24 protein-coding genes, 1 pseudogene and 1 other annotated feature are annotated in these 20,184 nt (G+C 46.8%); of the genes and pseudogenes, 10 read left to right on the top strand and 15 right to left on the bottom strand.

All coding sequences use genetic code 11. The features are described 5' to 3' along the window. From A6301_RS13520 to A6301_RS13495, 6 genes and pseudogenes are all read right to left on the bottom strand, one after another. Window positions 1-597, bottom strand: a pseudogene (locus A6301_RS13520) (replication endonuclease); the annotation flags it as partial. A gap of 187 nt (window positions 598-784) precedes the next feature. Continuing rightward, window positions 785-1,009, bottom strand: a complete 225-nt coding sequence (locus tag A6301_RS13515; RefSeq protein WP_234257996.1) for a TraR/DksA family transcriptional regulator — start codon at window positions 1,007-1,009, stop codon at window positions 785-787. Next, window positions 1,009-1,317: a DUF5405 family protein gene (locus tag A6301_RS13510; RefSeq protein WP_234257995.1), complete on the bottom strand. Its 309-nt coding sequence runs from the start codon at window positions 1,315-1,317 to the stop codon at window positions 1,009-1,011. The genes A6301_RS13515 and A6301_RS13510 overlap by 1 nt, the downstream gene beginning before the upstream one ends. Continuing rightward, on the bottom strand, window positions 1,317-1,565 hold the full coding sequence (locus tag A6301_RS13505; protein ID WP_234257994.1) for a DUF2732 family protein: 249 nt from the start codon (window positions 1,563-1,565) through the stop codon (window positions 1,317-1,319). The genes A6301_RS13510 and A6301_RS13505 overlap by 1 nt, the downstream gene beginning before the upstream one ends. Before the next feature lie 62 nt (window positions 1,566-1,627). Continuing rightward, on the bottom strand, window positions 1,628-2,128 hold the full coding sequence (locus A6301_RS13500; RefSeq protein WP_039276816.1) for a hypothetical protein: 501 nt from the start codon (window positions 2,126-2,128) through the stop codon (window positions 1,628-1,630). Continuing rightward, window positions 2,125-2,301: a hypothetical protein gene (locus A6301_RS13495; RefSeq protein WP_234257993.1), complete on the bottom strand. Its 177-nt coding sequence runs from the start codon at window positions 2,299-2,301 to the stop codon at window positions 2,125-2,127. The genes A6301_RS13500 and A6301_RS13495 overlap by 4 nt, the downstream gene beginning before the upstream one ends. A gap of 134 nt (window positions 2,302-2,435) precedes the next feature. On the opposite strand from A6301_RS13495, the gene A6301_RS13490 reads away from it, so the two are divergent. Then, entirely contained in the window at window positions 2,436-2,642 is a 207-nt protein-coding gene (locus tag A6301_RS13490) for a hypothetical protein (protein ID WP_234257992.1), read from the top strand. Here the strand turns inward: A6301_RS13490 and A6301_RS13485 are convergent. From A6301_RS13485 to A6301_RS13475, 3 genes are read right to left on the bottom strand one after another with little or no spacing between them, the layout of a single operon-like run. Continuing rightward, the gene (locus A6301_RS13485; RefSeq protein ID WP_234257991.1) at window positions 2,620-3,024 is read right to left on the bottom strand and encodes a phage tail protein; all 405 of its coding nucleotides are present in this window, start codon (window positions 3,022-3,024) and stop codon (window positions 2,620-2,622) included. The genes A6301_RS13490 and A6301_RS13485 overlap by 23 nt on opposite strands. Window positions 3,025-3,037: 13 nt before the next feature. Then, the gene (locus A6301_RS13480) at window positions 3,038-3,547 is read right to left on the bottom strand and encodes a phage regulatory CII family protein (protein ID WP_039318099.1); all 510 of its coding nucleotides are present in this window, start codon (window positions 3,545-3,547) and stop codon (window positions 3,038-3,040) included. A 38-nt stretch (window positions 3,548-3,585) separates the two neighbouring features. Continuing rightward, window positions 3,586-3,921 (bottom strand): hypothetical protein, encoded by a 336-nt coding sequence (locus A6301_RS13475; RefSeq protein WP_039318104.1) that lies wholly within the window; start codon window positions 3,919-3,921, stop codon window positions 3,586-3,588. A 120-nt stretch (window positions 3,922-4,041) separates the two neighbouring features. Between A6301_RS13475 and A6301_RS13470 the strand changes: the two genes are divergently transcribed. The 4 genes from A6301_RS13470 (at window position 4,042) to A6301_RS13455 (ending at window position 7,277) form a co-directional block, all read left to right on the top strand. Next, window positions 4,042-4,878 carry a phage repressor protein CI gene (locus tag A6301_RS13470; protein WP_234257990.1) on the top strand — a complete coding sequence of 279 codons (837 nt, stop codon included), beginning with the start codon at window positions 4,042-4,044 and terminating at the stop codon, window positions 4,876-4,878. A 3-nt stretch (window positions 4,879-4,881) separates the two neighbouring features. Beyond that, window positions 4,882-5,307 (top strand): hypothetical protein, encoded by a 426-nt coding sequence (locus tag A6301_RS13465; RefSeq protein ID WP_039288251.1) that lies wholly within the window; start codon window positions 4,882-4,884, stop codon window positions 5,305-5,307. Window positions 5,308-5,774: 467 nt separating this feature from the next. Then, complete coding sequence (locus A6301_RS13460) at window positions 5,775-6,110, top strand: hypothetical protein (protein WP_234257989.1); 336 nt, start codon at window positions 5,775-5,777, stop codon at window positions 6,108-6,110. Window positions 6,111-6,206: 96 nt separating this feature from the next. Next, the gene (locus A6301_RS13455; RefSeq protein WP_234257988.1) at window positions 6,207-7,277 is read left to right on the top strand and encodes a site-specific integrase; all 1,071 of its coding nucleotides are present in this window, start codon (window positions 6,207-6,209) and stop codon (window positions 7,275-7,277) included. 426 nt (window positions 7,278-7,703) lie between these two features. On the opposite strand, the gene A6301_RS13450 is transcribed toward A6301_RS13455, so the two are convergent. The 3 genes from A6301_RS13450 to btsR all read right to left on the bottom strand — a co-directional run bounded on the left by A6301_RS13450 (window position 7,704) and on the right by btsR (window position 10,020). Continuing rightward, window positions 7,704-8,642, bottom strand: a complete 939-nt coding sequence (locus A6301_RS13450; RefSeq protein ID WP_234257987.1) for a class I SAM-dependent methyltransferase — start codon at window positions 8,640-8,642, stop codon at window positions 7,704-7,706. A gap of 265 nt (window positions 8,643-8,907) precedes the next feature. After that, window positions 8,908-9,258, bottom strand: a complete 351-nt coding sequence (locus tag A6301_RS13445) for a DUF2799 domain-containing protein (RefSeq protein WP_234257986.1) — start codon at window positions 9,256-9,258, stop codon at window positions 8,908-8,910. Window positions 9,259-9,303: 45 nt separating this feature from the next. Then, window positions 9,304-10,020 (bottom strand): two-component system response regulator BtsR, encoded by a 717-nt coding sequence (btsR, locus tag A6301_RS13440; RefSeq protein WP_107169159.1) that lies wholly within the window; start codon window positions 10,018-10,020, stop codon window positions 9,304-9,306. Window positions 10,021-10,249: 229 nt separating this feature from the next. Here btsR and A6301_RS13435 point away from each other — a divergent pair, with 229 nt between their 5' ends. Beyond that, window positions 10,250-11,323, top strand: a complete 1,074-nt coding sequence (locus A6301_RS13435; RefSeq protein ID WP_107169160.1) for a 3-deoxy-7-phosphoheptulonate synthase — start codon at window positions 10,250-10,252, stop codon at window positions 11,321-11,323. Between the two features lie 6 nt (window positions 11,324-11,329). Next, window positions 11,330-12,451 (top strand): bifunctional chorismate mutase/prephenate dehydrogenase, encoded by a 1,122-nt coding sequence (tyrA, locus tag A6301_RS13430; protein ID WP_137741676.1) that lies wholly within the window; start codon window positions 11,330-11,332, stop codon window positions 12,449-12,451. A gap of 84 nt (window positions 12,452-12,535) precedes the next feature. Here tyrA and pheA read toward each other — a convergent pair whose 3' ends face one another. The 3 genes from pheA to bamD all read right to left on the bottom strand — a co-directional run bounded on the left by pheA (window position 12,536) and on the right by bamD (window position 15,446). Beyond that, a complete protein-coding gene (gene pheA, locus A6301_RS13425; protein ID WP_107169162.1) occupies window positions 12,536-13,696 on the bottom strand; it encodes a bifunctional chorismate mutase/prephenate dehydratase in 1,161 nt (386 codons plus the stop codon). 29 nt (window positions 13,697-13,725) lie between these two features. Then, window positions 13,726-13,851: a sequence feature (Phe leader region), on the bottom strand. 198 nt (window positions 13,852-14,049) lie between these two features. Next, complete coding sequence (raiA, locus tag A6301_RS13420; protein WP_005970349.1) at window positions 14,050-14,388, bottom strand: ribosome-associated translation inhibitor RaiA; 339 nt, start codon at window positions 14,386-14,388, stop codon at window positions 14,050-14,052. A gap of 323 nt (window positions 14,389-14,711) precedes the next feature. Next, window positions 14,712-15,446, bottom strand: a complete 735-nt coding sequence (bamD, locus tag A6301_RS13415; protein ID WP_039325274.1) for an outer membrane protein assembly factor BamD — start codon at window positions 15,444-15,446, stop codon at window positions 14,712-14,714. A 134-nt stretch (window positions 15,447-15,580) separates the two neighbouring features. Here bamD and rluD point away from each other — a divergent pair, with 134 nt between their 5' ends. The 3 genes from rluD to clpB all read left to right on the top strand — a co-directional run bounded on the left by rluD (window position 15,581) and on the right by clpB (window position 20,037). Further along, window positions 15,581-16,558, top strand: coding sequence for a 23S rRNA pseudouridine(1911/1915/1917) synthase RluD (rluD, locus tag A6301_RS13410; RefSeq protein ID WP_107169163.1), 978 nt, complete (start codon window positions 15,581-15,583; stop codon window positions 16,556-16,558). A 43-nt stretch (window positions 16,559-16,601) separates the two neighbouring features. Beyond that, entirely contained in the window at window positions 16,602-17,327 is a 726-nt protein-coding gene (gene yfiH, locus A6301_RS13405) for a purine nucleoside phosphorylase YfiH (protein ID WP_234257985.1), read from the top strand. 133 nt (window positions 17,328-17,460) lie between these two features. Next, complete coding sequence (clpB, locus tag A6301_RS13400) at window positions 17,461-20,037, top strand: ATP-dependent chaperone ClpB (RefSeq protein WP_107169165.1); 2,577 nt, start codon at window positions 17,461-17,463, stop codon at window positions 20,035-20,037. Window positions 20,038-20,184: the final 147 nt, after the last annotated feature.

Here is a 20,184-nt window from a genome sequence, read left to right as displayed (position 1 = left end):
CTTCCAGAAAAGCGGGGTGATGTTGAACGCACGCGCCATGCTGGCAACATGGCCGAAAAGCTCGGCCTGTGCCGCATCGGTAAAGAGCGCATCAGGCTGGCCGCCGCGCTCCGCTTTCATGGCATCGCTCAATTCTTCATACGCCGAAAATATCTGGCCGGAAATACGCGCAGCCAGACGCCCCAGCGCCTTGTCATTCATGCCGGGCAGTGTTTGATAGGCGTCAGATTCAGACAGGAAACGCTCGGAGGCGTGGCGGTTCATGGCATGCCGGACATTGATCGCCTCAATACGCGGCCACATGCGCTGCATAAAGCTGTTAGTCAGAAAACGATTAGCGCTCAGCATCCCTTTATTTTTTTTCAGGTATGCGTAACGGTTCAGGCAGATTTCGCGCAGGAAGTGCGGTTGCTGGTTAATTTTCGATAAAACGGCTTGCCCCTGAGTCCATTCCTCACGGGTAAGCTGTCTTTCTTCCGGTACGATGGCCGAGCGGGGGGCGTTCCACGAATGCGCACCCACGAACGCATCGCGGGTGCTGCCGGGGAAAGGTGGCGGAGGTGTGGGAGCGGAGCGCCCCCGATGGGTATGATTCATAGCGTAGCGCCGGAGCACACGCCCCGGTGGGCAGTTGTATTTTCTCTTAAACAGGTTGCTCGGTACTGTTTGCCATCTTTCATCGTGACAAAGAAAGCGCCGCTTTCGACGATTGACGGGAAGTAAAAAGCCACGTCTTCGCTAGGTACTGAGATCTGTTTCTTACCACAGGTAAAAGAAATTGAGGTCACAGCCCACCCCGATAATGCTTACCTTTCAGTTCGTGAATGCCCTGACAGGTCGCGCTGCGGGTCACGCCGTCGATTGCAGCGCGGCGCGCCTCGGGTATCGGTTGATCGCAGTCTTCACACTCGAACGCAGAAACGCCGCGTTGGGCGTTCCGGGCGTTGGCGATCTGATGGTCTAACATTTCCTGTTGGCGCTGCTGCACCATGTCCATAGCATCCGGCATTACTCTTGCCCCTTATCGTTATTGAGCTGGTCAAAGGCTGACTGGCACAGCTCCGCAAAGCGTTTGCTTTCGGTCAGCAGCTTCTTTGAGTCGGTGACATTCCCGCGCCAAATTTCGGTGGCGATAGCACGATGCACAAAATCGTTAATGAGGTTGACGGGATTCTGATAAACGGCCAGCGTGGATAAATACGGCTGGTCGCCGTCTTCTTTACCGCATTTAATTTCGCCCAGCGCAAAGTCATAGCCGACTTTCGCTATTGCATAATTGCCGTTGATATCGACGCGGTTATAAGCGGGGTTTTCCATTACATCACCGCCTTGATATCTGACCCGGAATTATTAAAGGCGTCGGATTCCTGCCGTAATAATTCGATAATTTCCACGCTGCTTAATTCATTGATAGCGGCATGAGTCGCCAGTTTGTCCAGACGAGAAGAAAATGACGTGTGCGCATCGGCTTTCGCCTCGGTGCGTGCCTGAGAAAGCATTAACTGAATTCCCTCGTTTTCAGCCTTGCGGCGCATTTCCTGACCTACCGTTTTATACATGTGCATATAATCCTCAGATAAAGGCAGTCCCGACGCGGTTAAGCGCCTAATTAATTTCAGGTGGTTATTTAATTCAGATATTCTTCGGGTTTAATTGCCGTCAGGATATCGGGGGCGGCTTCAAACAAGCTGAATAGCTCATTTAAGGCATGTGATATTTTATTTCGCCACGGACATGAAACATCATCAATCCGCCAGTAAGGCTGATTAAATTCATTTTCACTTAATCCCGCATGAAAAAATAACGTCCGTCTTTCACCGACACTTAACCAACTTAAAAAGGTCGAGGTTTTTTCACGACGTTTGCGGCTCAGCGAGAACATGCGGCGTAGCTCGTCAATCGCACAGACAATACGCTCACGTTCTGCGGTTGGCATTTCTTCCAGACGGTAAACGGTCTGGCTCTTTTTCATCTGCGCATGAAAGCAGATGGTCAAACGGTCGCGCTCATGCAGGCTGTTGTAATACGCGCAGGTTTCGCGCCAGCGACTATCGGCAAAGTGCTTGCCGATCACGTTGCGCAGCCCGGCGGGTAAATTCTGCATACTGCTGACGGTAAAGGCTGTCATGCGTTCCTCCGTAGCACTGACTTGATAGAACGGATAACCCGCTGGGCATAATTTGCCGAGCGGTTACGGATGATGATCCCCTGACGGCCTTTGCCGTGGGTGATCGTAAAATCAGGCTTTGTCTCCGTCTGGTGCCACCAGAGGAACGGCGCTATTGATATTGGTGCTTGCATGGTTTCCCCTCCTATTGGTAACCGCCCACGGATAGACGGTTGCGAATAGGTGCCGGGTTTTAGCCATGCCCGGCGCATGGTGTTGTGGTAGGATTGAATCGCCAAAAACAACCAACCACGCAAGGAGCGTACTAATGGCAAGAAATGTTATTCAGATTCACCCTGAAAAAATCATATCTGGTGGATTTAAAAGTGATGATTTTTTTAACATCCATATATCCATTAGTGCCGAAACGAAATTAAACGCCAACGATATACTTTCGGTGCAAATTACTTTAGACCAAGCAAAAGAGCTTCATTCGATATTAGGTGCGCAAATCAATTTACGTAACGCTGAATAACTTCACCTACATCATCTGCATTTATTGGTTTATTTGAGTACAAAACGGCATCTATAGACATGCCGTTTTTTTTATGTTTTATCTCTGCTTTGTACTTCCCTTTGTCCAGTTCTACATCTTCATGTGCTAAATAAACGAATGCATTAATAAATTCGTATGCACTTTTTTGCTCATTTTCTTTATCTCTTAATGATATCTTCGCTGATTTAATTTCAGCTTCATATCGCTGCTTTCCTTCAATTGCTGATGCAACTTTCCTTAACCATGCAATAAAATCCGCATCATCTAAACTCCCCCGATAAACTATTGGTTTTGAGGAATCTTCAATTTTGATGCTATCTACTTTTTGACTGGTATGTGAATAAGAAACAAGTGTTGACATATGAACTCCGATATTACCCAATATTCAACGACGCACTAATACCGCTCAGTGCATCTACGGTTGACGCTAACGCGGGGTTAGCCTGAATACGCGTCTGCAACGTTAAGCCGACCAACGACAAATAACGCACACCCGCGTTGATACTCTCGATCACGTTATGACGACGCGCTGGCGTCATACGCTCATCCGATACGCTTTCAGCAGCAACCGCGCCCACTGCGGCGGTGGCCTGCAATACATACGTGGTTAGCCGTTCCGCCTTTGCCTCATTCACTGGCACGGCTGGCAGGCAATTAAGCTGCGCCAAAAGCCCATCGATCAGCGTGGCGTCTTCGGTTACATCGGTGATGGTCATCAGCTCGTCACACGTCAGCTTGTGCGGCTGGTCTGGATTGAGTTTGTTACGCAGGGTCTGATGATTCATGCCCACCTGTCCGGCCAACTGCGCCAGATTGTGCTTTAACACGAACGCCTGACAGGCGCGGTCAAAGTGTGGATGTATGGAAATCTGATAATCAAACATGCCGAAATTCCCTTTAGTTTGAATAATCGAATTGTTAATTACGCTTTTGAATGGATGTATCGGCAATTGACGGCCTGCTGGCGTAGCTTTTCGCGCCACGCATAAACATTGACTAAAACGCGTGTCTTTTTCGATCCCGTTTCATCAGTGGGCGCTCTTAGCAAAACGCCTTCATCCAGCCATTGCCAGACAAGACGATCACTTACGCCGCTGACCTTAGCGAAATCATTGATAGTCATGACATCAGCGGTTGATGCGTTAAGCATTGATTGCAATGCTGGCGCAAGTAGGGCGGCAAGGTGTTGCAGTTGTTCTGGTTGTAGCATTGGGGCAACGTCTTTTTGGGCAACGTTTGTTGATTTTGCGGCTTGCATATCGCATTATCCTTCGTTTATTGAAACTGATTGCAGTGTCTTGCATCTTGGCAGATGAGAGCACTTTAGATCACAAAAGTTATTTTGTGAATAACTTTTGTCACCACCATGGTGTTTTTTATGATTAGTGAAAAAGGCTCTACCTCGGAAATTTTGGAAAGACTCTTTTCTTCTTATGGGGTTACGTCACAAAAGGAACTCGCTGAACGCTTGGGAATAGCGCCTAATAATATTAGCGGATGGACAAAGCGAGGAAGCGTTTCAGGGAATGCGATAATAAAATGTGCTCTTGATACTGGCGCTGATTTGCATTGGCTTGTGACGGGTGAGTTTGAAAATTCGCATTTGCAAACTGATGCGAGAGCTTTAAAAGGTAAGCCGCTTTACGATCAGATACTCGCATCCGGTGGGAAAGCAGTACTGCGCCGGATGATGGACGCCTACGGATTCAGCACACAGAAAGAGTTAGGCGACCTGCTGGGGATTTCTACCGCGACGATCAGCACATGGATTCGTCGTGACTTTTTCCCCGGTGATGTAGTGATTGCCTGTGCGCTGGATACTGGCGTTTCTCTTGAGTGGTTGGCGACAGGGAAGGGCAAAGCGACGGAGCATAGAGAATCAGATAATACTACGCTACTGAAAAAATTTGACATTAGTTCTGGTGAGTTATACGAGAGTGGTTTGTTTGCTATTGATAAATCTTTTTGTGTGGGTTTATCAGCTAACAGCGGATTCCTTGAAAAAGACCAAATAATGTGGCTAGTTGACTTTGATGAATCTAGCCTGAGTAACGGTACGTGTCTTATTAATATTGACGGTATTCATGACGTTTACAGTGTAGTAAGAGTACCCGGAAATTTTGTTAAGCTATCTAATTCCTATGCTGATTTCGAATGTTCAGTTAATGATATTGATTGTGTTGGGAAAATAAGAAAAACTATTTTGGTGAACTGATTTATGTCAATTAAAACGATAAGCAAGATTATCATTGCATATACATTGCTACTATTTAGTGTCCATTGTTATGCTGACGATGAAGAGTATGCTATACCCGATGAGTTATATGTCATTTTTGAAGAGAGTGGCTTTGATGATGTGGAGTTAGATGAATCCATGATAAAAGGTTCATCATTAATAATTATATTTTCTGATTTTAATCTTAAATATAATCGCTATCTAAATGCTGTTAGGGCGGTTTGTTCTGAGGTGCAGAAAGATAAAGATTTTTTAAATGATTATGAAATTGATGAGATAGTAGCTCAAAATCTTATGGAATCTGTTCAGGCTGTTTTTAAAGACGCATCTAAAAATTGCTTACTAATGCCAAAAGATAACAACAAAAACTTTATAGATGACCATACGATAATGGTAAAACTTAAATAGTAATCTCTTTTTTATCAAGGATAGGTATATGAATAAAATTAGTGTATTAGCAAGTTTCGTTATTTTTTCTTTTTTATTTAATGCTGAGGTTTCCGCAAGAAACACGCCATGTTCAAAAGGCAAAGGCGGCATATCTCATTGTACAACTGACGGGCAATTCGTCTGTAATGATGGTTCGATAAGCAAATCTAAGAAGATTTGCAGTAAATGATTTTTGTATGGCGATATTTTATATATCGCCAATTCAATGTTAAATGGAAGTGATGTTTTTTATTTAAGGTTTTATATCACCTTTTATTAAAATAACTCCTTTCCCTTTTTTAAGGTTAAGTTCATTTATTGCCAAGCAAGAATTGTCTATATATCGACGAACTTCACCAAACAGTAACATTTCAAAAGCTGCTCTGATGAGTATTTTTGTCAATATCAGGCGTCTGTAAATTGTATGAGCATAAAGGAGTATATCCATGGAGTACCAAAGAATCCGTTTGAGAGTTGATGATGATTTTCAGGGATTATGCGGTAAACACGGCGTTGAGTTAAGTAAAATAGAGTGTTTCAGCGCCAGCACAACAGTAGAAGACGTTATCGATTTTGTATACAAGACAAAAGATGCCAGCGTTTATCTTGCTCTATTGGCCTATGTCATCGTTGAGTGGTTGAAAAATAGGAAAGGTCGAAAAATTCATATCGCAATAGAAAACGAAAAGATAAAAGAAATCACCGCTGAGAATGTGAGTAAAAAAGAGTTAGAAAGTATCCTCACTAAAACTGTGGCTGTGTTTACGAACGAATCTGATTGAACTATCACTTCACATCTAATGATAGTTTTCTGTACATTGCGCAAAGTTGATCAAGGTACGTATTTTCTCAAACTAACCAGTTAGAAATAAAAATAGATGTCAGTACGAAAATTACCTAGCGGGAAATGGCTGTGTGAGTGCTACCCAAACGGGCGAGACTCGCGGCGAATAAGAAAGACGTTTAACACAAAGGGTGAAGCGGAATCCTTTGAAACCTACACCATGCGTGAGGTTGAAGATAAACCGTGGCTTGGTGAGAAAGAGGATCGCCGCAACCTTAGTGAACTAATTGAACTTTGGAATAATTTACATGGGCAAGCACTCAGCGCCAGTAAATCCCGCATGGGTAAACTGCGTATCATCTGTAATGGTTTAGGTGACCCGGTGGCCTCAAAATTGACAGCGAAAGATTGGGCGCATTACCGGGATAAACGCCTACGTGGGGAAATTGATAACGGCTACCATTCCGACCCCAAGATGTGGATAGCGAAACCGATCACGGTGAACCGAGAACACCAATACCTTTATGCAATGTTCAATGAACTGAAAAGGCTAGGGGAGTGGACATTACCTAATCCGTTAGAAGGGATGCGCATCTTTAAAGAAGCAGATCGTGAAATGTCGTGGCTGACAACATCCCAAATCCAACAATTGCTGGATGCCTGTGAGCGCTACGGGAAAATTTACCTAACGCGGATTGTTAAAGTTTGTTTGGCAACAGGGGCAAGGTGGAGTGAAGCGGAAAGGTTAACACGTTCTCAGCTATCGCCTTATAAGTTGACGTTCTTCAAAACCAAAGGCAAAAAAAACCGGACAGTGCCGATTCCACGTTGGCTTTACGATGAACTGGTTCAGTTGCAAGGTAAAATGTTTCAGCCGTGCTATCAGGATTTTGTGAAGATGCTGGCCTTAACAGACATTGAACTGATTGAGGGACAAAATACCCACGTTCTACGACACACATTTGCATCACATTTTATGATGAACGGCGGGAATATTTTGGTACTCCAGCGCATTTTGGGGCATGCCAATATTCGTGAAACGATGAGATATGCACACTTCGCCCCTGACCATTTGGAAGAAGCTGCACATCTCAACCCCCTTGCTGGTTACAGTGGCGGCAAAGTGGCGACAGAGCTTTCAAAAGACTGCAAAACATTGCAATAGATATTGAATTAACTAACTGTATTTTATAATAAATGTATGTTTTTAAATGATTTCTGAAAAAAGCGTCTTAACTAAGATAGCGCTTTCGCAACATCCGAAAGTTGTTATGAATAAGGGGTTTAGCCAAAGGCTAAGCCCCTTTTTTTGTGCCTGTAGGCTAAAGAGAACCGCAGTGTGGTTGCCATCTCTTTTTGAGAATAGCGCTTTGCTCAAAGTCAGATTCTAAGGTATTGGCTATTTTAGTAGCAAAAAGCCCACCAAATTTGGTGGGCTTAGCTTTCCCTGGTGCCATCATTATTTTTTGAATTTCAGTACCATGATGACACCAGATATGGCTATTTTATAAACGTTTATACAGATCAATTTTCTAATATTGATCGGCAACGACGATCAATATATCGCGTTGACGCCAATTTTCTACTCCATTCACAATGGCTTGTTAGCGATGACCGTTGGGTACATGTGCATATGGTCGTTAATAAACTGAATATCAGTAAACCCGGCCTGCTCTAACTGCAACTGTGTTTGTTTGTGGGTGCGAAATGCTGTCCAGGTGGCGCCAATAATCCGGGAGAAAAGTACATATTGAAGCGCTAGCAATTTCGGATCGGTATTTATCCATGGGGAGTCTTGTGACTGCGTAGGGGGCGGCGTCATAAAGCTGGTTATCAGTGTTCCTCCTGGCTTCAGGCCAGAGTAGAAAACACGGTAAAGTTCGGTGACTTTGCCATCATCTTGCTCATAAACATTGAGCCCATTGCTGGTGATCACATCAGCTTGTGCTGCTAAATCAATTGTCCAGGCATCAGCAAGAACCAGTGATATTTGGTTTTCTAACCCTTGCTGACTGGCAAGCTTATAAGCTTCTTCCAGAGCGTGTTTATCGAGATCGATCCCGATTAATTTCACATCTCGGTGTCGCGTATAGTCCAGCAGTAATAAATCAGCCATGACGCCACAGGGGACGGATACCATGACGGCATTGGGGCGTAAGAGTTCTTGAAGCAGACGTTGGAAAATGCTGAATCGTTCACGTGTCGCCAAAACGTTGGGTAATCGTGTGTAGATGGTTTCTTCGAGCGGATTAACATAGTGAGTTGGCTGATGTGTTATCACATTATGTGTCCAATATGCATTTAGCCCATGATGTTTCAGTAAAAATCGACCTATCTCAAGGTGGGAGAAGGCGTCCAGAATCGCGAGTTGTTCCTCTACGGAAATACCGGGATGATTGCCGGACTCGATAATGTTGTTCTTTACCGTCGCAACTCGTTCATCATGACTTTCCTGCGATGAAGTCGCGTGTGATAAGAGCCTTGAACTATTATTTGGAGACGGATTATGAGGTTTGTTTGAATCGGGCATGTGAGCACTCCATAATATCAATCGTTATCAGAGATGATGGGGTCAGCTATCAGTGATATATGATTTTCTCGGTATTCCAGCATTAGCCCATTAATAACTTAATGTGATTGTTTCATGTGAGTGATAATAAAGGTGAGGTGTGTCTGACGTATTTCTGTGAGAGTACAAAAGTGAGTGGAATTGTTACCAGATGCGATGAACCATCGCTTTTTTCCAGCTAACTCGCTGATGAGCCTGCGTCATCGTCTTGTCTTCATAAGGGGGGTTAGGGGACGTTCTGTTGCCAGCGAGTTCGCAGTGTCTCCGCAGACTCGACGCCATCACAGCTGGCGGGGAAATTTTTCCCTGCTTTCCCCCATTCTTCCATAGTGTCTGCTCGGCAAAAAACTGATTGCCCGGCCTGATAACCGCGCAGATAGGTTTCTCGATCGATCTGTGGATCGCCAAACCATTCTTGTAAGGTGCTATCGTCCTTTACGACCATGCCAGATATGGCATCCTGATAGCCTGCTTCATACCAGAACCCAGACCCACTTTTAGCTGGCAGCGACGGTATATTGCTCTGGCATGCCGTCATTAAAAGAATTACAGCCAAGACATAACTGTATTTCATCATCAAACCTTCAATATTTGCGGCCATCGGCCTGAATGAACACGTCTGTCAGACGATGCCTAGCTTTTCTTTCAGCAATTTGAGATAGCGTCGACTGACCGGGATGTGCTTTCCCGTATGTGTCAGCACTTCTGCTGCGCCGTTCTCCATTAACTGGATTTCTTTCAGTTGCTCTGTATTAACCATATATTGACGATGGCAGCGGACAAACGGTGTTTTCTCTTCCAGCGTTTTTAGGGAAAGTTGGGTATAGCCCGATTGGCTTACGCCAACGACGTGTACGCCACTGAGCTCCGAACAAAGATACTCGACTTCCTCAATTTTGAGCAAAAAAATACGATTGTGTCCGTTACAGGGTATATGGCGAAGCAAGGGTTCTGAAATTATCTGTACGTTTTTATTTACACTTATGCCGCGACGTAGGCGGTTGAGTGTTTTGCTTAATCGCTGTGCATCTAGCGGTTTAAGTAAATAGTCAAAAGCATGTTCTTCAAATGCCCTCACCGCATACTCATCATAGGCTGTCACAAAGACGACGTAAGGCATATTTTCTGGGTCTAACATGGCAACCAGCTCTAATCCGCTGACTTTGGGCATCTGTATATCCAGGAAAATCACGTCCGGTTGCAGTCGGTGAATGGCCGGTATTGCCTCCAGCGCATTGCTGCACTGTGCAATGATGGTGATATCAGATTCATTTTCCAGTAGCAGGCTGAGCTCTTCGCGTGCTAGCTGTTCGTCATCGATGATTATGGCTTTCAGCATCCTTCCCCCTTGTTGGCGTAATTCTATCATTATTCGCGCTGAAGATAGGTATGGTTACGTCGGGAAGTGATAGAGCATGCAGATATCGTTTTTCTGGCAATATTTAGGGTGGTAATTTTTTATTTACACTATGTGGATTGAAATCTTTACGGTTCGTGTTATGGTGTAAACATCATACGTAGATTGTTCAGGCAATCGCGAACAGACCGAACTTTTCAGGAATGGGATCATGCAAAAAGATTCACTTAACAATATTAATATCAGTGCAGAACAGATTTTGATTACTCCCGATGAATTGAAAGCCAAGTTTCCACTTAACGATGCGGAACAGCGCGACATTGCGCAGGCGAGATCAACCATTGCGGATATCATTCATGGCCGTGATGATCGGTTGCTGATCGTCTGCGGCCCTTGCTCGATTCATGACACGGATGCTGCGCTGGAATATGCACGACGCTTGCAGTCGCTTGCTGCGGAATTAAGCGATCGTCTCTACATTGTGATGCGTGTTTATTTTGAAAAACCGCGTACTACCGTGGGTTGGAAAGGGCTTATTAACGATCCGTTCATGGATGGTTCGTTTGATGTTGAAGCCGGGCTGCACATTGCACGTGGTCTGCTGCTAGAACTGGTGAATATGGGGCTACCGCTGGCAACAGAAGCGCTTGATCCGAACAGCCCGCAGTATCTGGGCGATCTATTTAGCTGGTCAGCTATCGGTGCACGTACGACGGAATCTCAAACACACCGCGAGATGGCTTCTGGCTTGTCGATGCCTGTCGGGTTCAAAAATGGAACGGATGGCAGCCTGGGAACGGCCATCAATGCGATGAGAGCCGCTGCAATGCCGCATCGTTTCGTTGGTATTAATCAAACCGGGCAGGTTTGTTTGCTGCAAACGCAGGGGAACGTTGACGGTCATGTCATTCTGCGCGGTGGTAAGAAGCCAAACTACAGTGCGCAAGATGTCGCCGAGTGTGAAAAACAGATGCAGGAAGCAGGACTGAGACCCGCGCTGATGATAGATTGTAGCCACGGCAATTCGAATAAAGACTACCGCCGTCAGCCACTTGTTGTTGAATCTGCGATTGAACAAATCAAGGCGGGAAATCGCTCAATTATAGGACTGATGCTGGAAAGCCACCTTAACGAGGGGAGCCAGTCTTCAGAACAACCGCGTTCAGATATGCGCTACGGTGTATCGGTCACGGATGCCTGCATCAGTTGGGAAAGTACAGAAACGTTGCTGCGTTCCGTTCATCAAGATCTGAGTGCCGCACGTGTGAAACATTCAGGAGAGTAACAAGATATGGTAGCTGAACTGACCGCATTACGTGATCAGATAGATGAGGTAGATAAGGAGCTTGTCGCGCTGTTATCACGTCGGTTGCGTTTGGTGGCGGAAGTAGGTGAAGTCAAAAGTCGCTATGGTTTGCCCATTTATGCGCCCGATCGTGAAGCGGCCATGCTCAGTTCACGTCGCAAAGAGGCGGCATCGCTGGGGGTTCCGCCTGATCTCATTGAAGATATCCTGCGGCGTACCATGCGTGAATCCTATTCTAGCGAGAACGACAAAGGCTTTAAAACGCTGTGTCCACAACTGCGTCCGGTCGTCATCATTGGTGGCCGTGGTCAAATGGGCAATTTGTTCGAGAAAATGCTGACGCTGTCGGGATATCAGGTGAGGATTCTGGAGCAAGATGACTGGCCTCGCGCTGATGAACTGTTGTCTGATGCAGGTATGGTGATTGTTAGTGTGCCGATTCACGTTACCGAACAGGTTATTGCCCGTCTGCCTACTTTGCCAGATGATTGTATTTTGGTTGATCTGGCGTCGGTAAAAAATGGCCCGCTTCAGGCAATGTTGGCGGCACATAGCGGCCCTGTACTCGGTTTGCACCCGATGTTTGGGCCAGACAGTGGTAGTCTTGCCAAACAGGTTGTCGTTTATTGTGATGGGCGGCAACCGGAGGCCTATCAGTGGCTACTGGAACAGATTCAGGTATGGGGCGCGCGCCTGCATCGTATCAGCGCGGTCGAACACGATCAGAACATGATGTTTATTCAAGCGCTGCGTCACTTCGCGACATTCGCCTATGGGCTGCATTTAGCAGAGGAGAATGTGCAGCTTGAACAGCTGTTAGCGCTGTCATCGCCGATCTATCGTCTGGAATTGATTATGGTCGGGCGGTTGTTTGCACAGGACCCACAGCTGTATGCCGACATTATCATGTCTTCAGAGGATAACCTGGCGTTGATTAAGCGTTACTACAAACGTTTTGGCGAGGCGATTGAGTTACTGGAGCAGGCAGATAAAGCGGAATTTATTAGTAGCTTCAAGAAAGTCGAACACTGGTTTGGCGACTATGCCAAACGTTTTCAGGCAGAAAGCCGGGTGCTTTTGCGTCAGGCAAACGATATTCGCCAATAGCTCGATTTGATCTTTTAACTGTGTTTGAGCGTTGAATTATGTTTGGGAAGCCATCCGGGTGGATAACCCGGATGGCTTTTTCAATTATTCGTTCACATCGACCGGTACGACGTTTTCACTAGGGTAGCAGCCCAATACTTTTAGTGAGCGGGTAATAGGGGATAGCCCTTTTAGTGCTTTCTGCATAGCATCGCTGCGCAAATTAGCCTGCACATCAAGATAGAACATCTCTTCCCACGGGTTGCCGTTGATTGGTCTGGACTCCAGCTTGGTCATCACAATACCGTTATCACGCAATACTAGCAGTGCTTCTACCAATGCGCCTGACTGTTGGCCCGTCGCCATAATCAGCGTGGTTTTCGCAGGTACTTGCTCAGTCACATCAATAGGCTTGCGCGCTAATACAATGAAACGAGTGATGTTTTGCGATTGATTTGCCAGATTATGTTCCAGTACCTGTAGCTGATAAAGCTGACCACCGGCTTCGCTGCCGAGGGCTGCTGCTGTTGGTGAGTTAAGCGCCGCGACTTTCTCCATCGCTGCTGCGGTGCTCTCACAATATTCAATCTTCCAATGCGGGAAACGATTGATGAAGTGGCTGCACTGCTGGAATGGCTGAGGATGGCTATAAACCGTTTCGATTTGTTCCAGAGACGTATCGGTGGCGACCAAAACGCAGTGATTTATCGGGTTGGTTAATTCGCCGACGATGGATAACCCCGTATGTTGCAGTAGGTCGTAAACGTCGTTGATCGAACCGGAACTGGTGTTTTCAATCGGCAGAACGGCATAGTCGGCTTGCCCGGTTTCCACCATGTTGAAGATGTCCTGAAATTTCTGGCAACCACACTCAACCAATTGCTCGAAGTGTCGTGCGGCGTATTGGCGTGCGGCGAGATGGGAGTAAGAACCTTTTGGGCCAAGAAACGCAATGCGTGCAGAGTGTGCCGTTGTTTGGTTGAGGTGATGTTGTAAGAGTGCCTGCTGTGTCAGTACCGAATCTTCAATAATGAGCTGAAATAAGCGGGTAATATAGTGCCCATCAAGATGATGTTTTTTCCCCGCCGCTGTCAGTTTGTCCAGCAAATCGCGTTCACGCTCCTTATCACGGATTGGGCGATGCGAATGTAACTTGCTGCGCGCAACGTCCAGCGCCAGTTCACGCCTTTGTGCCAACAATTCAATTAATTGCAGATCCAATGCGCTGATGCGTTCTCGCAGTGCCAGTAATGGGTTGTCTGTCATGATGCCGGTTACCTGTCTTATGTTCTTATATAAAAAAAGCCTCCTGGTCAGGAGGCTTTTTTGTTCGTCTTCGTATTCTTGCTCTTACGACGAATCGCCTCCCAAATCAGGGGAAGGTGAAAAAGAATACGAAGAAGAACAGTTTATTGATCATGTTTGCTCGGTTAGTCAGGAAGATATCCAATTTCTGAACAGGTAAGGTAACTGTTGGCTTTTCATCCTGTCAATACAAAATCGCCGAGCGCAATTTTAAACCCTGCATGATATTGGTGCTTTAGGTCGCAGCATAATGATATGTAGTATGCAAAAACGCGCCCTTGGGCGCGTTATATTGAGGTAAAGAGAACAAGAACTTACTCTTCTTGAGTTGGCTGTAAATTGGCTTCTTTGACGCCAGCTACCGCACGTCTGGCTTCACCTTTATGTTGGAGTTTGTCCAACTGGCGTTCAAGCTTGGTAATCAACTCATTGATAGCGGCATACATATCATCATGTTTGGCGCTGGCAACCAATGGGCCATTTGGCGTACTGATAGTGGCATCGGCCACAAAACCCTGCGGTTCTTTTGACAGAATAATATGCGGGTTGATCAACTGGGTTTGCCATTTGTCCAGCTTAGAAAGACGGTCTTCGACATGCTGACGAATTGCGGGGGTGATATCCATTTGCTTACTGGTAATATTAATAGTCATATAAACTTACCTCTCTGCCTATGTCCGTCTTGGATAATTTCAGCATACCGCGAGTTGTGGCAAAAAGCGTGATATTGATCAGTTTTTTTCGTCACTTTTTGTCAAGAAAACGCGATTTGTGAAGCACCATTGGGAATAGAAGGGAAGTCCTTGAAGGGAGCATCTGGCCTATGCCATTATTGATGGGATGTATTGAGGTTACCGCACTGTTGTTGACTCCCGCCACCCCTGTTTTTTCTGCTCATCGACGTATAACGAATTGATTGAACCATAAAAAAACGGCAACCGAAGTCGCCGTCTTATTATGGGATGTCACGTATCATTTATGCTGGATTAGCCGCGATGACTTTTGCAACTTTGTCTGCCTGTGCAGCCAGTTGCAGTTCACGATAGGCGTTTTCCATCAACGGCAGAGCATTTTTTGTTGCTTGGGTATCTGGGTAATCACGCAGCATTTGCTCAACGCGATTAACTACTGCCACATAAGCGCCGCGTTTCGTGTAGTATTGCGCGACAGAAAGTTCATACTTGGCCAAACGCTCTTTGAGGTAAACCAAACGCTTGTTTGCGTCGGTGGCGTATTGACTGTTCGGATATCCCTGAATGAGCTTGCTGAAATCCCGGAATGCGGTGCGGGCATACTGCGGGTCGCGATCGGAACGATCGACCCCGAAGAACCCTTGTAACGCGCTATCATCCAGCGCCATGTCGGTCAGGCCGCGCATGTACAGGACATAATCCACGTTTGGATGGGTCGGGTTGAGCCGCAGGAAGCGGTCAATAGAAGCTTGGGCCAATGGCAACTCTGCGGATTTGTAGTAGGCGTAGATCAAATCCAACTGTACTTGCTGCGAATAGGGGCCAAAAGGATACCGGTTATCCAGTGCTTCCAACTGCGTGATGGCTGCTTTAAAGTTGCCGTCCTGCAGTTTTTGTTGAGCATTGGCATAGATTTCAGATGGCGGACTATCAGGAACCGCATCTTTGGAATTGCTGGAGCAACCAGCCAGCGCCAGGCTCAACGTGGCGGCAGCCACCAGATATTTCATACGCGTCATGACGTTTTGATTATCCTCAGAATGTTATTCCGGGAGGCTGTCCGTTAAGCTCCCGATTTAGACCAGCTACAATAGTACATTATTTTAAACGGCGTCGCCGTCAAAACCCAACGTTAACGAAGAAGCTGCATAATATGGCACAACAAGTACAACTCACCGCAACGGTGGCCGAATCTCAACTCGGACAACGTTTAGATCAGGCTTTGGCCGAATTGTTCCCTGATTATTCACGATCCCGCATAAAAGAGTGGATTCTTGAGAATCGAGTACAGATTAACGGCAATGTCATCAATAAGCCAAAAGAGAAAGTACTTGGCGGCGAATCGGTAGCCATTGATGCATTGATTGAAGAAGAAGCACGCTGGGAAGCGCAGGATATCAAGCTGGATATCGTGTATGAAGATGAGGACATTCTCGTCATCAACAAACCCAGAGATCTGGTGGTTCACCCCGGTGCGGGTAACCCAGATGGCACAGTATTGAATGCCTTGTTACATCATTATCCTGAGATTGTCGACGTGCCGCGTGCCGGGATTGTGCACCGACTTGATAAAGATACGACAGGACTCATGGTCGTCGCGAAAACTGTGCCAGCACAGACGCGTCTTGTAGAGGCGTTGCAGGCACGCGAAATCACTCGCGAGTATGAAGCCGTTGCGATTGGTTCGATGACGGCTGGCGGCATGGTTGAGCAACCTATCGCCCGTCATGCAACTAAGCGTACTCACATGGCGGTGCACCCGATGGGCAAGCCAGCGGTAACACATTACCGCATCATGGAACACTTCCGTGCGCATACTCGTCTGAGGTTGCGGTTGGAAACAGGGCGTACCCACCAAATTCGCGTGCATATGTCACACATTAACCACCCACTGGTTGGCGATCAGCTATACGGTGGCCGTCCTCGTCCGCCAAAAGGCGCATCGGATGATTTTATAGAAACGCTGCGAGGGTTTGACCGTCAGGCTCTGCACGCTACCATGCTGCGCTTCTACCATCCGATTACCGGAATCCAAATGGAGTGGCATGCGGCACTGCCGCAGGATATGGTCGATCTGATTGATGCGCTGAAAGCTGATACCGAAGCGTTTAAGGATCAACTCGACTGGTAATGTATTCAATTTGATAAATGCTGATTTATAGAGGTGACGGACTATGCTGATATACCCCGACTGGCCTGTGCCAGAAAGTGTGAAATCTTGTAGTACGACGCGTATTGGCGGGCGTAGCGCGGCACCTTATGATTCGCTGAATGTGGGCAATCATGTGGGTGATGAACCCGCAAACGTCACCGCAAATCGGCAAACGCTGGTGTCGCTGGCAGATCTTCCTGCCATGCCGCATTGGTTGGAACAGGTTCATGGTACCGATGTGATTCGTATTGGTGAGGCTTTGCCATCGGCCGTTTGCGGTGATGCTGCTTATACGGATAAGAAAGGTCAGGTTTGTGCGGTGATGACGGCTGACTGTTTGCCGGTGCTTTTTTGTGCAGTCAACGGCGGTGAAGTGGCTGCTGCACATGCTGGTTGGCGGGGATTACACGCCGGTGTGCTGGAAGAAACGTTATCCTGTTTCCGAACGAAACCCGCACAAATTATGGCGTGGCTGGGACCCGCTATCGGGCCTAGCGCTTTTGAAGTTGGGCCAGAAGTTAGGGACGCGTTTATTCAGCATGATGCGTCGGCTGCCTCTGCATTTCGGCCTGAAGGAAACAAGTTTTTTGCCGATATTTACCAACTGGCAAGTTTGCGTTTACGCGCGGCAGGGGTAACGCAAATTTTTGGTGGAAATTCTTGTACTGTGAGCGAGCCTCACAAATTTTTCTCTTATCGGCGTGATGGCGTGACTGGCCGTATGGCAAGTTTAATCTGGCTGATATAACCTATTGAATTAAGGCGATCCAAGACAAGTAACGTTTAAATCCTGTCACGACTGGCAAAATAACCTTGAAATTTTTGAGGGATGACCTCATTTAATCTCCAGTAGCAATTTTGACCAGTGTACGGGAGGTGTTATGCGTCTGGATCGTCTTACCAACAAATTCCAACTTGCTCTTGCCGATGCCCAGTCTCTTGCCCTTGGGCGCGATCACCAGTTTATCGACTCACTTCATTTGATGAGCGCTTTGCTTCATCAGGACGGAGGAACTGTTGGTCCACTTCTGACTGTTGCAGGAGCTAATCTTAATCACCTGAAAACCGAAATCGATCAGGCAATCACGCGTTTGCCTCAGGTTGAAGGTACGGATGGTGATGTCCAACCTTCGAACGAGTTAGTCCGCGTATTGAATATGTGCGACAAACTCGCGCAAAAGCGTGGTGATACCTTTATTTCCTCAGAACTTTTCGTGCTTGCCGCTCTGGAGTCTCGCGGCACGCTGGGGGATATATTGAAAAAGGCGGGTGTCACGCAGCAAGGTGTAACAAACGCGATTGATCAAGTGAGAGGAGGAGAACAAGTGAACGATCAGGGGGCTGAAGATCAGCGCCAGGCATTAAAGAAATTCACGATTGATCTCACTGAACGTGCAGAACAAGGCAAGCTCGACCCCGTTATCGGGCGTGATGAAGAAATTCGCCGCACTATCCAGGTGTTACAACGTCGGACCAAAAATAATCCGGTATTAATCGGTGAGCCTGGTGTGGGTAAAACTGCGATAGTTGAAGGGTTAGCCCAACGTATCGTTAATGGAGAAGTGCCTGAAGGCTTGAAAAACAAGCGCGTACTTTCGCTGGATATGGGCGCGCTGGTGGCGGGTGCGAAATATCGTGGTGAGTTTGAAGAACGTCTGAAAGGCGTGCTCAACGATCTGTCTAAACAGGAAGGCAACGTCATTCTGTTTATTGATGAACTCCATACGATGGTGGGCGCGGGTAAAGCTGATGGCGCGATGGATGCCGGCAATATGTTAAAACCTGCGCTGGCGCGTGGTGAACTACATTGCGTTGGGGCGACTACGCTGGATGAATATCGTCAATATATTGAAAAAGACGCCGCTCTTGAGCGTCGTTTCCAGAAAGTTTTTGTTGCGGAACCTACCGTTGAAGACACTATTGCGATTCTGCGTGGGCTGAAAGAACGCTATGAATTGCATCATCATGTACAAATCACTGACCCGGCAATTGTCGCGGCGGCAATGCTATCCCATCGCTATATTGCGGATCGTCAGTTGCCGGATAAAGCGATTGACCTGATTGATGAAGCGGCATCCAGCATTCGTATTCAGATGGATTCAAAACCAGAGCCTCTTGATCGGCTTGAGCGCCGAATCATCCAATTAAAGCTGGAACAACAGGCGCTGAAAAAAGAATCTGATGAAGCTAGCCTGAAGCGACTTGAATTGCTAAATGCGGAGCTTGACCAAAAAGAGCGTGAATATTCTCAACAAGACGAAGAGTGGAAAGCGGAAAAGGCGTCACTCACAGGAACGCAGAATATTAAGGCTTCTTTAGAACAGGCCAAAATTGCATTGGAACAGGCTCGCCGTCAGGGTGACTTGGGGAAAATGTCTGAGCTGCAATACGGCAAAATTCCTGAGCTGGAAAAACAGCTGGCAGCAGCAACACTGCAGGAAGGTAAAACGGTTCATTTGCTGCGTAATAGAGTCACCGATGCTGAAATCGCTGATGTGTTGGCACGTTGGACAGGAATTCCCGTTTCCCGCATGTTGGAAAGCGAGAAAGAAAAATTATTGCGAATGGAAGATGAACTGCACCAGCGGGTGATTGGGCAGAACGAAGCCGTAGAAGCCGTTGCGAATTCTATCCGTCGTAGTCGGGCAGGGTTATCTGACCCTAACCGTCCGATTGGGTCGTTCCTGTTCCTTGGGCCGACAGGTGTTGGGAAAACGGAACTCTGCAAAACGCTGGCAACTTTTCTCTTTGACAGTGATGACGCCATGGTGCGCATCGATATGTCTGAGTTTATGGAGAAACACTCGGTTTCACGTTTAGTCGGTGCGCCTCCTGGATACGTCGGTTATGAAGAAGGGGGCTACTTGACGGAAGCCGTGCGCCGTCGTCCCTACTCGGTCATTTTGCTGGATGAGATCGAAAAGGCACATCCTGATGTGTTTAATATCCTGCTTCAGGTATTGGATGATGGCCGTCTTACTGATGGGCAGGGGAGAACGGTCGACTTCCGTAATACTGTCGTCATCATGACGTCAAACCTAGGATCAGACCTTATTCAAGAACGCTTTGGTGAGCGCAGCTATACCGAAATGAGAGATATGGTTCTTGAAGTTGTTAGCCACAGCTTCCGTCCTGAGTTTATTAACCGTATTGATGAAGTCGTTGTATTCCATCCACTGGGAAGGGCGCATATTACATCGATCGCACAAATTCAGCTCCAGAGACTGTACAAACGTCTTGAAGAGCGTGGATATAGCGTCACGATCGCGGATGCTGCTTTAGATATGCTCGGAGAGGTCGGGTTTGATCCTGTCTATGGTGCACGCCCGCTTAAAAGAGCGATACAGCAGCTGATAGAGAACCCACTCGCTCAGCAGATACTGGGGGGGAAACTGATACCCGGTAAACCGATCACATTAGATGTTGAAGGTGAACAAATAGTCGCACGACAGGAATAATGTGAAGCGGTAAGCAATCAACGGGGGGCATTTGCTAATGAATGTCTCCCGTTTTACGTTTTAAGCTCATATTGTATTCATATTCTGTATGTGGAATGCGCTAAATACTGGTTTTTGGTTTGTTTTTGAACGCTTGGAAAATAATTT

The sequence above is a fragment of the Pectobacterium sp. IFB5596 genome, assembly GCF_021432585.1.
Taxonomy (GTDB): Bacteria; Pseudomonadota; Gammaproteobacteria; order Enterobacterales; family Enterobacteriaceae; genus Pectobacterium; species Pectobacterium punjabense.
Note: the sequence above shows the minus strand (reverse complement) of the source record. Positions and strands in the feature narration are given on the sequence as shown.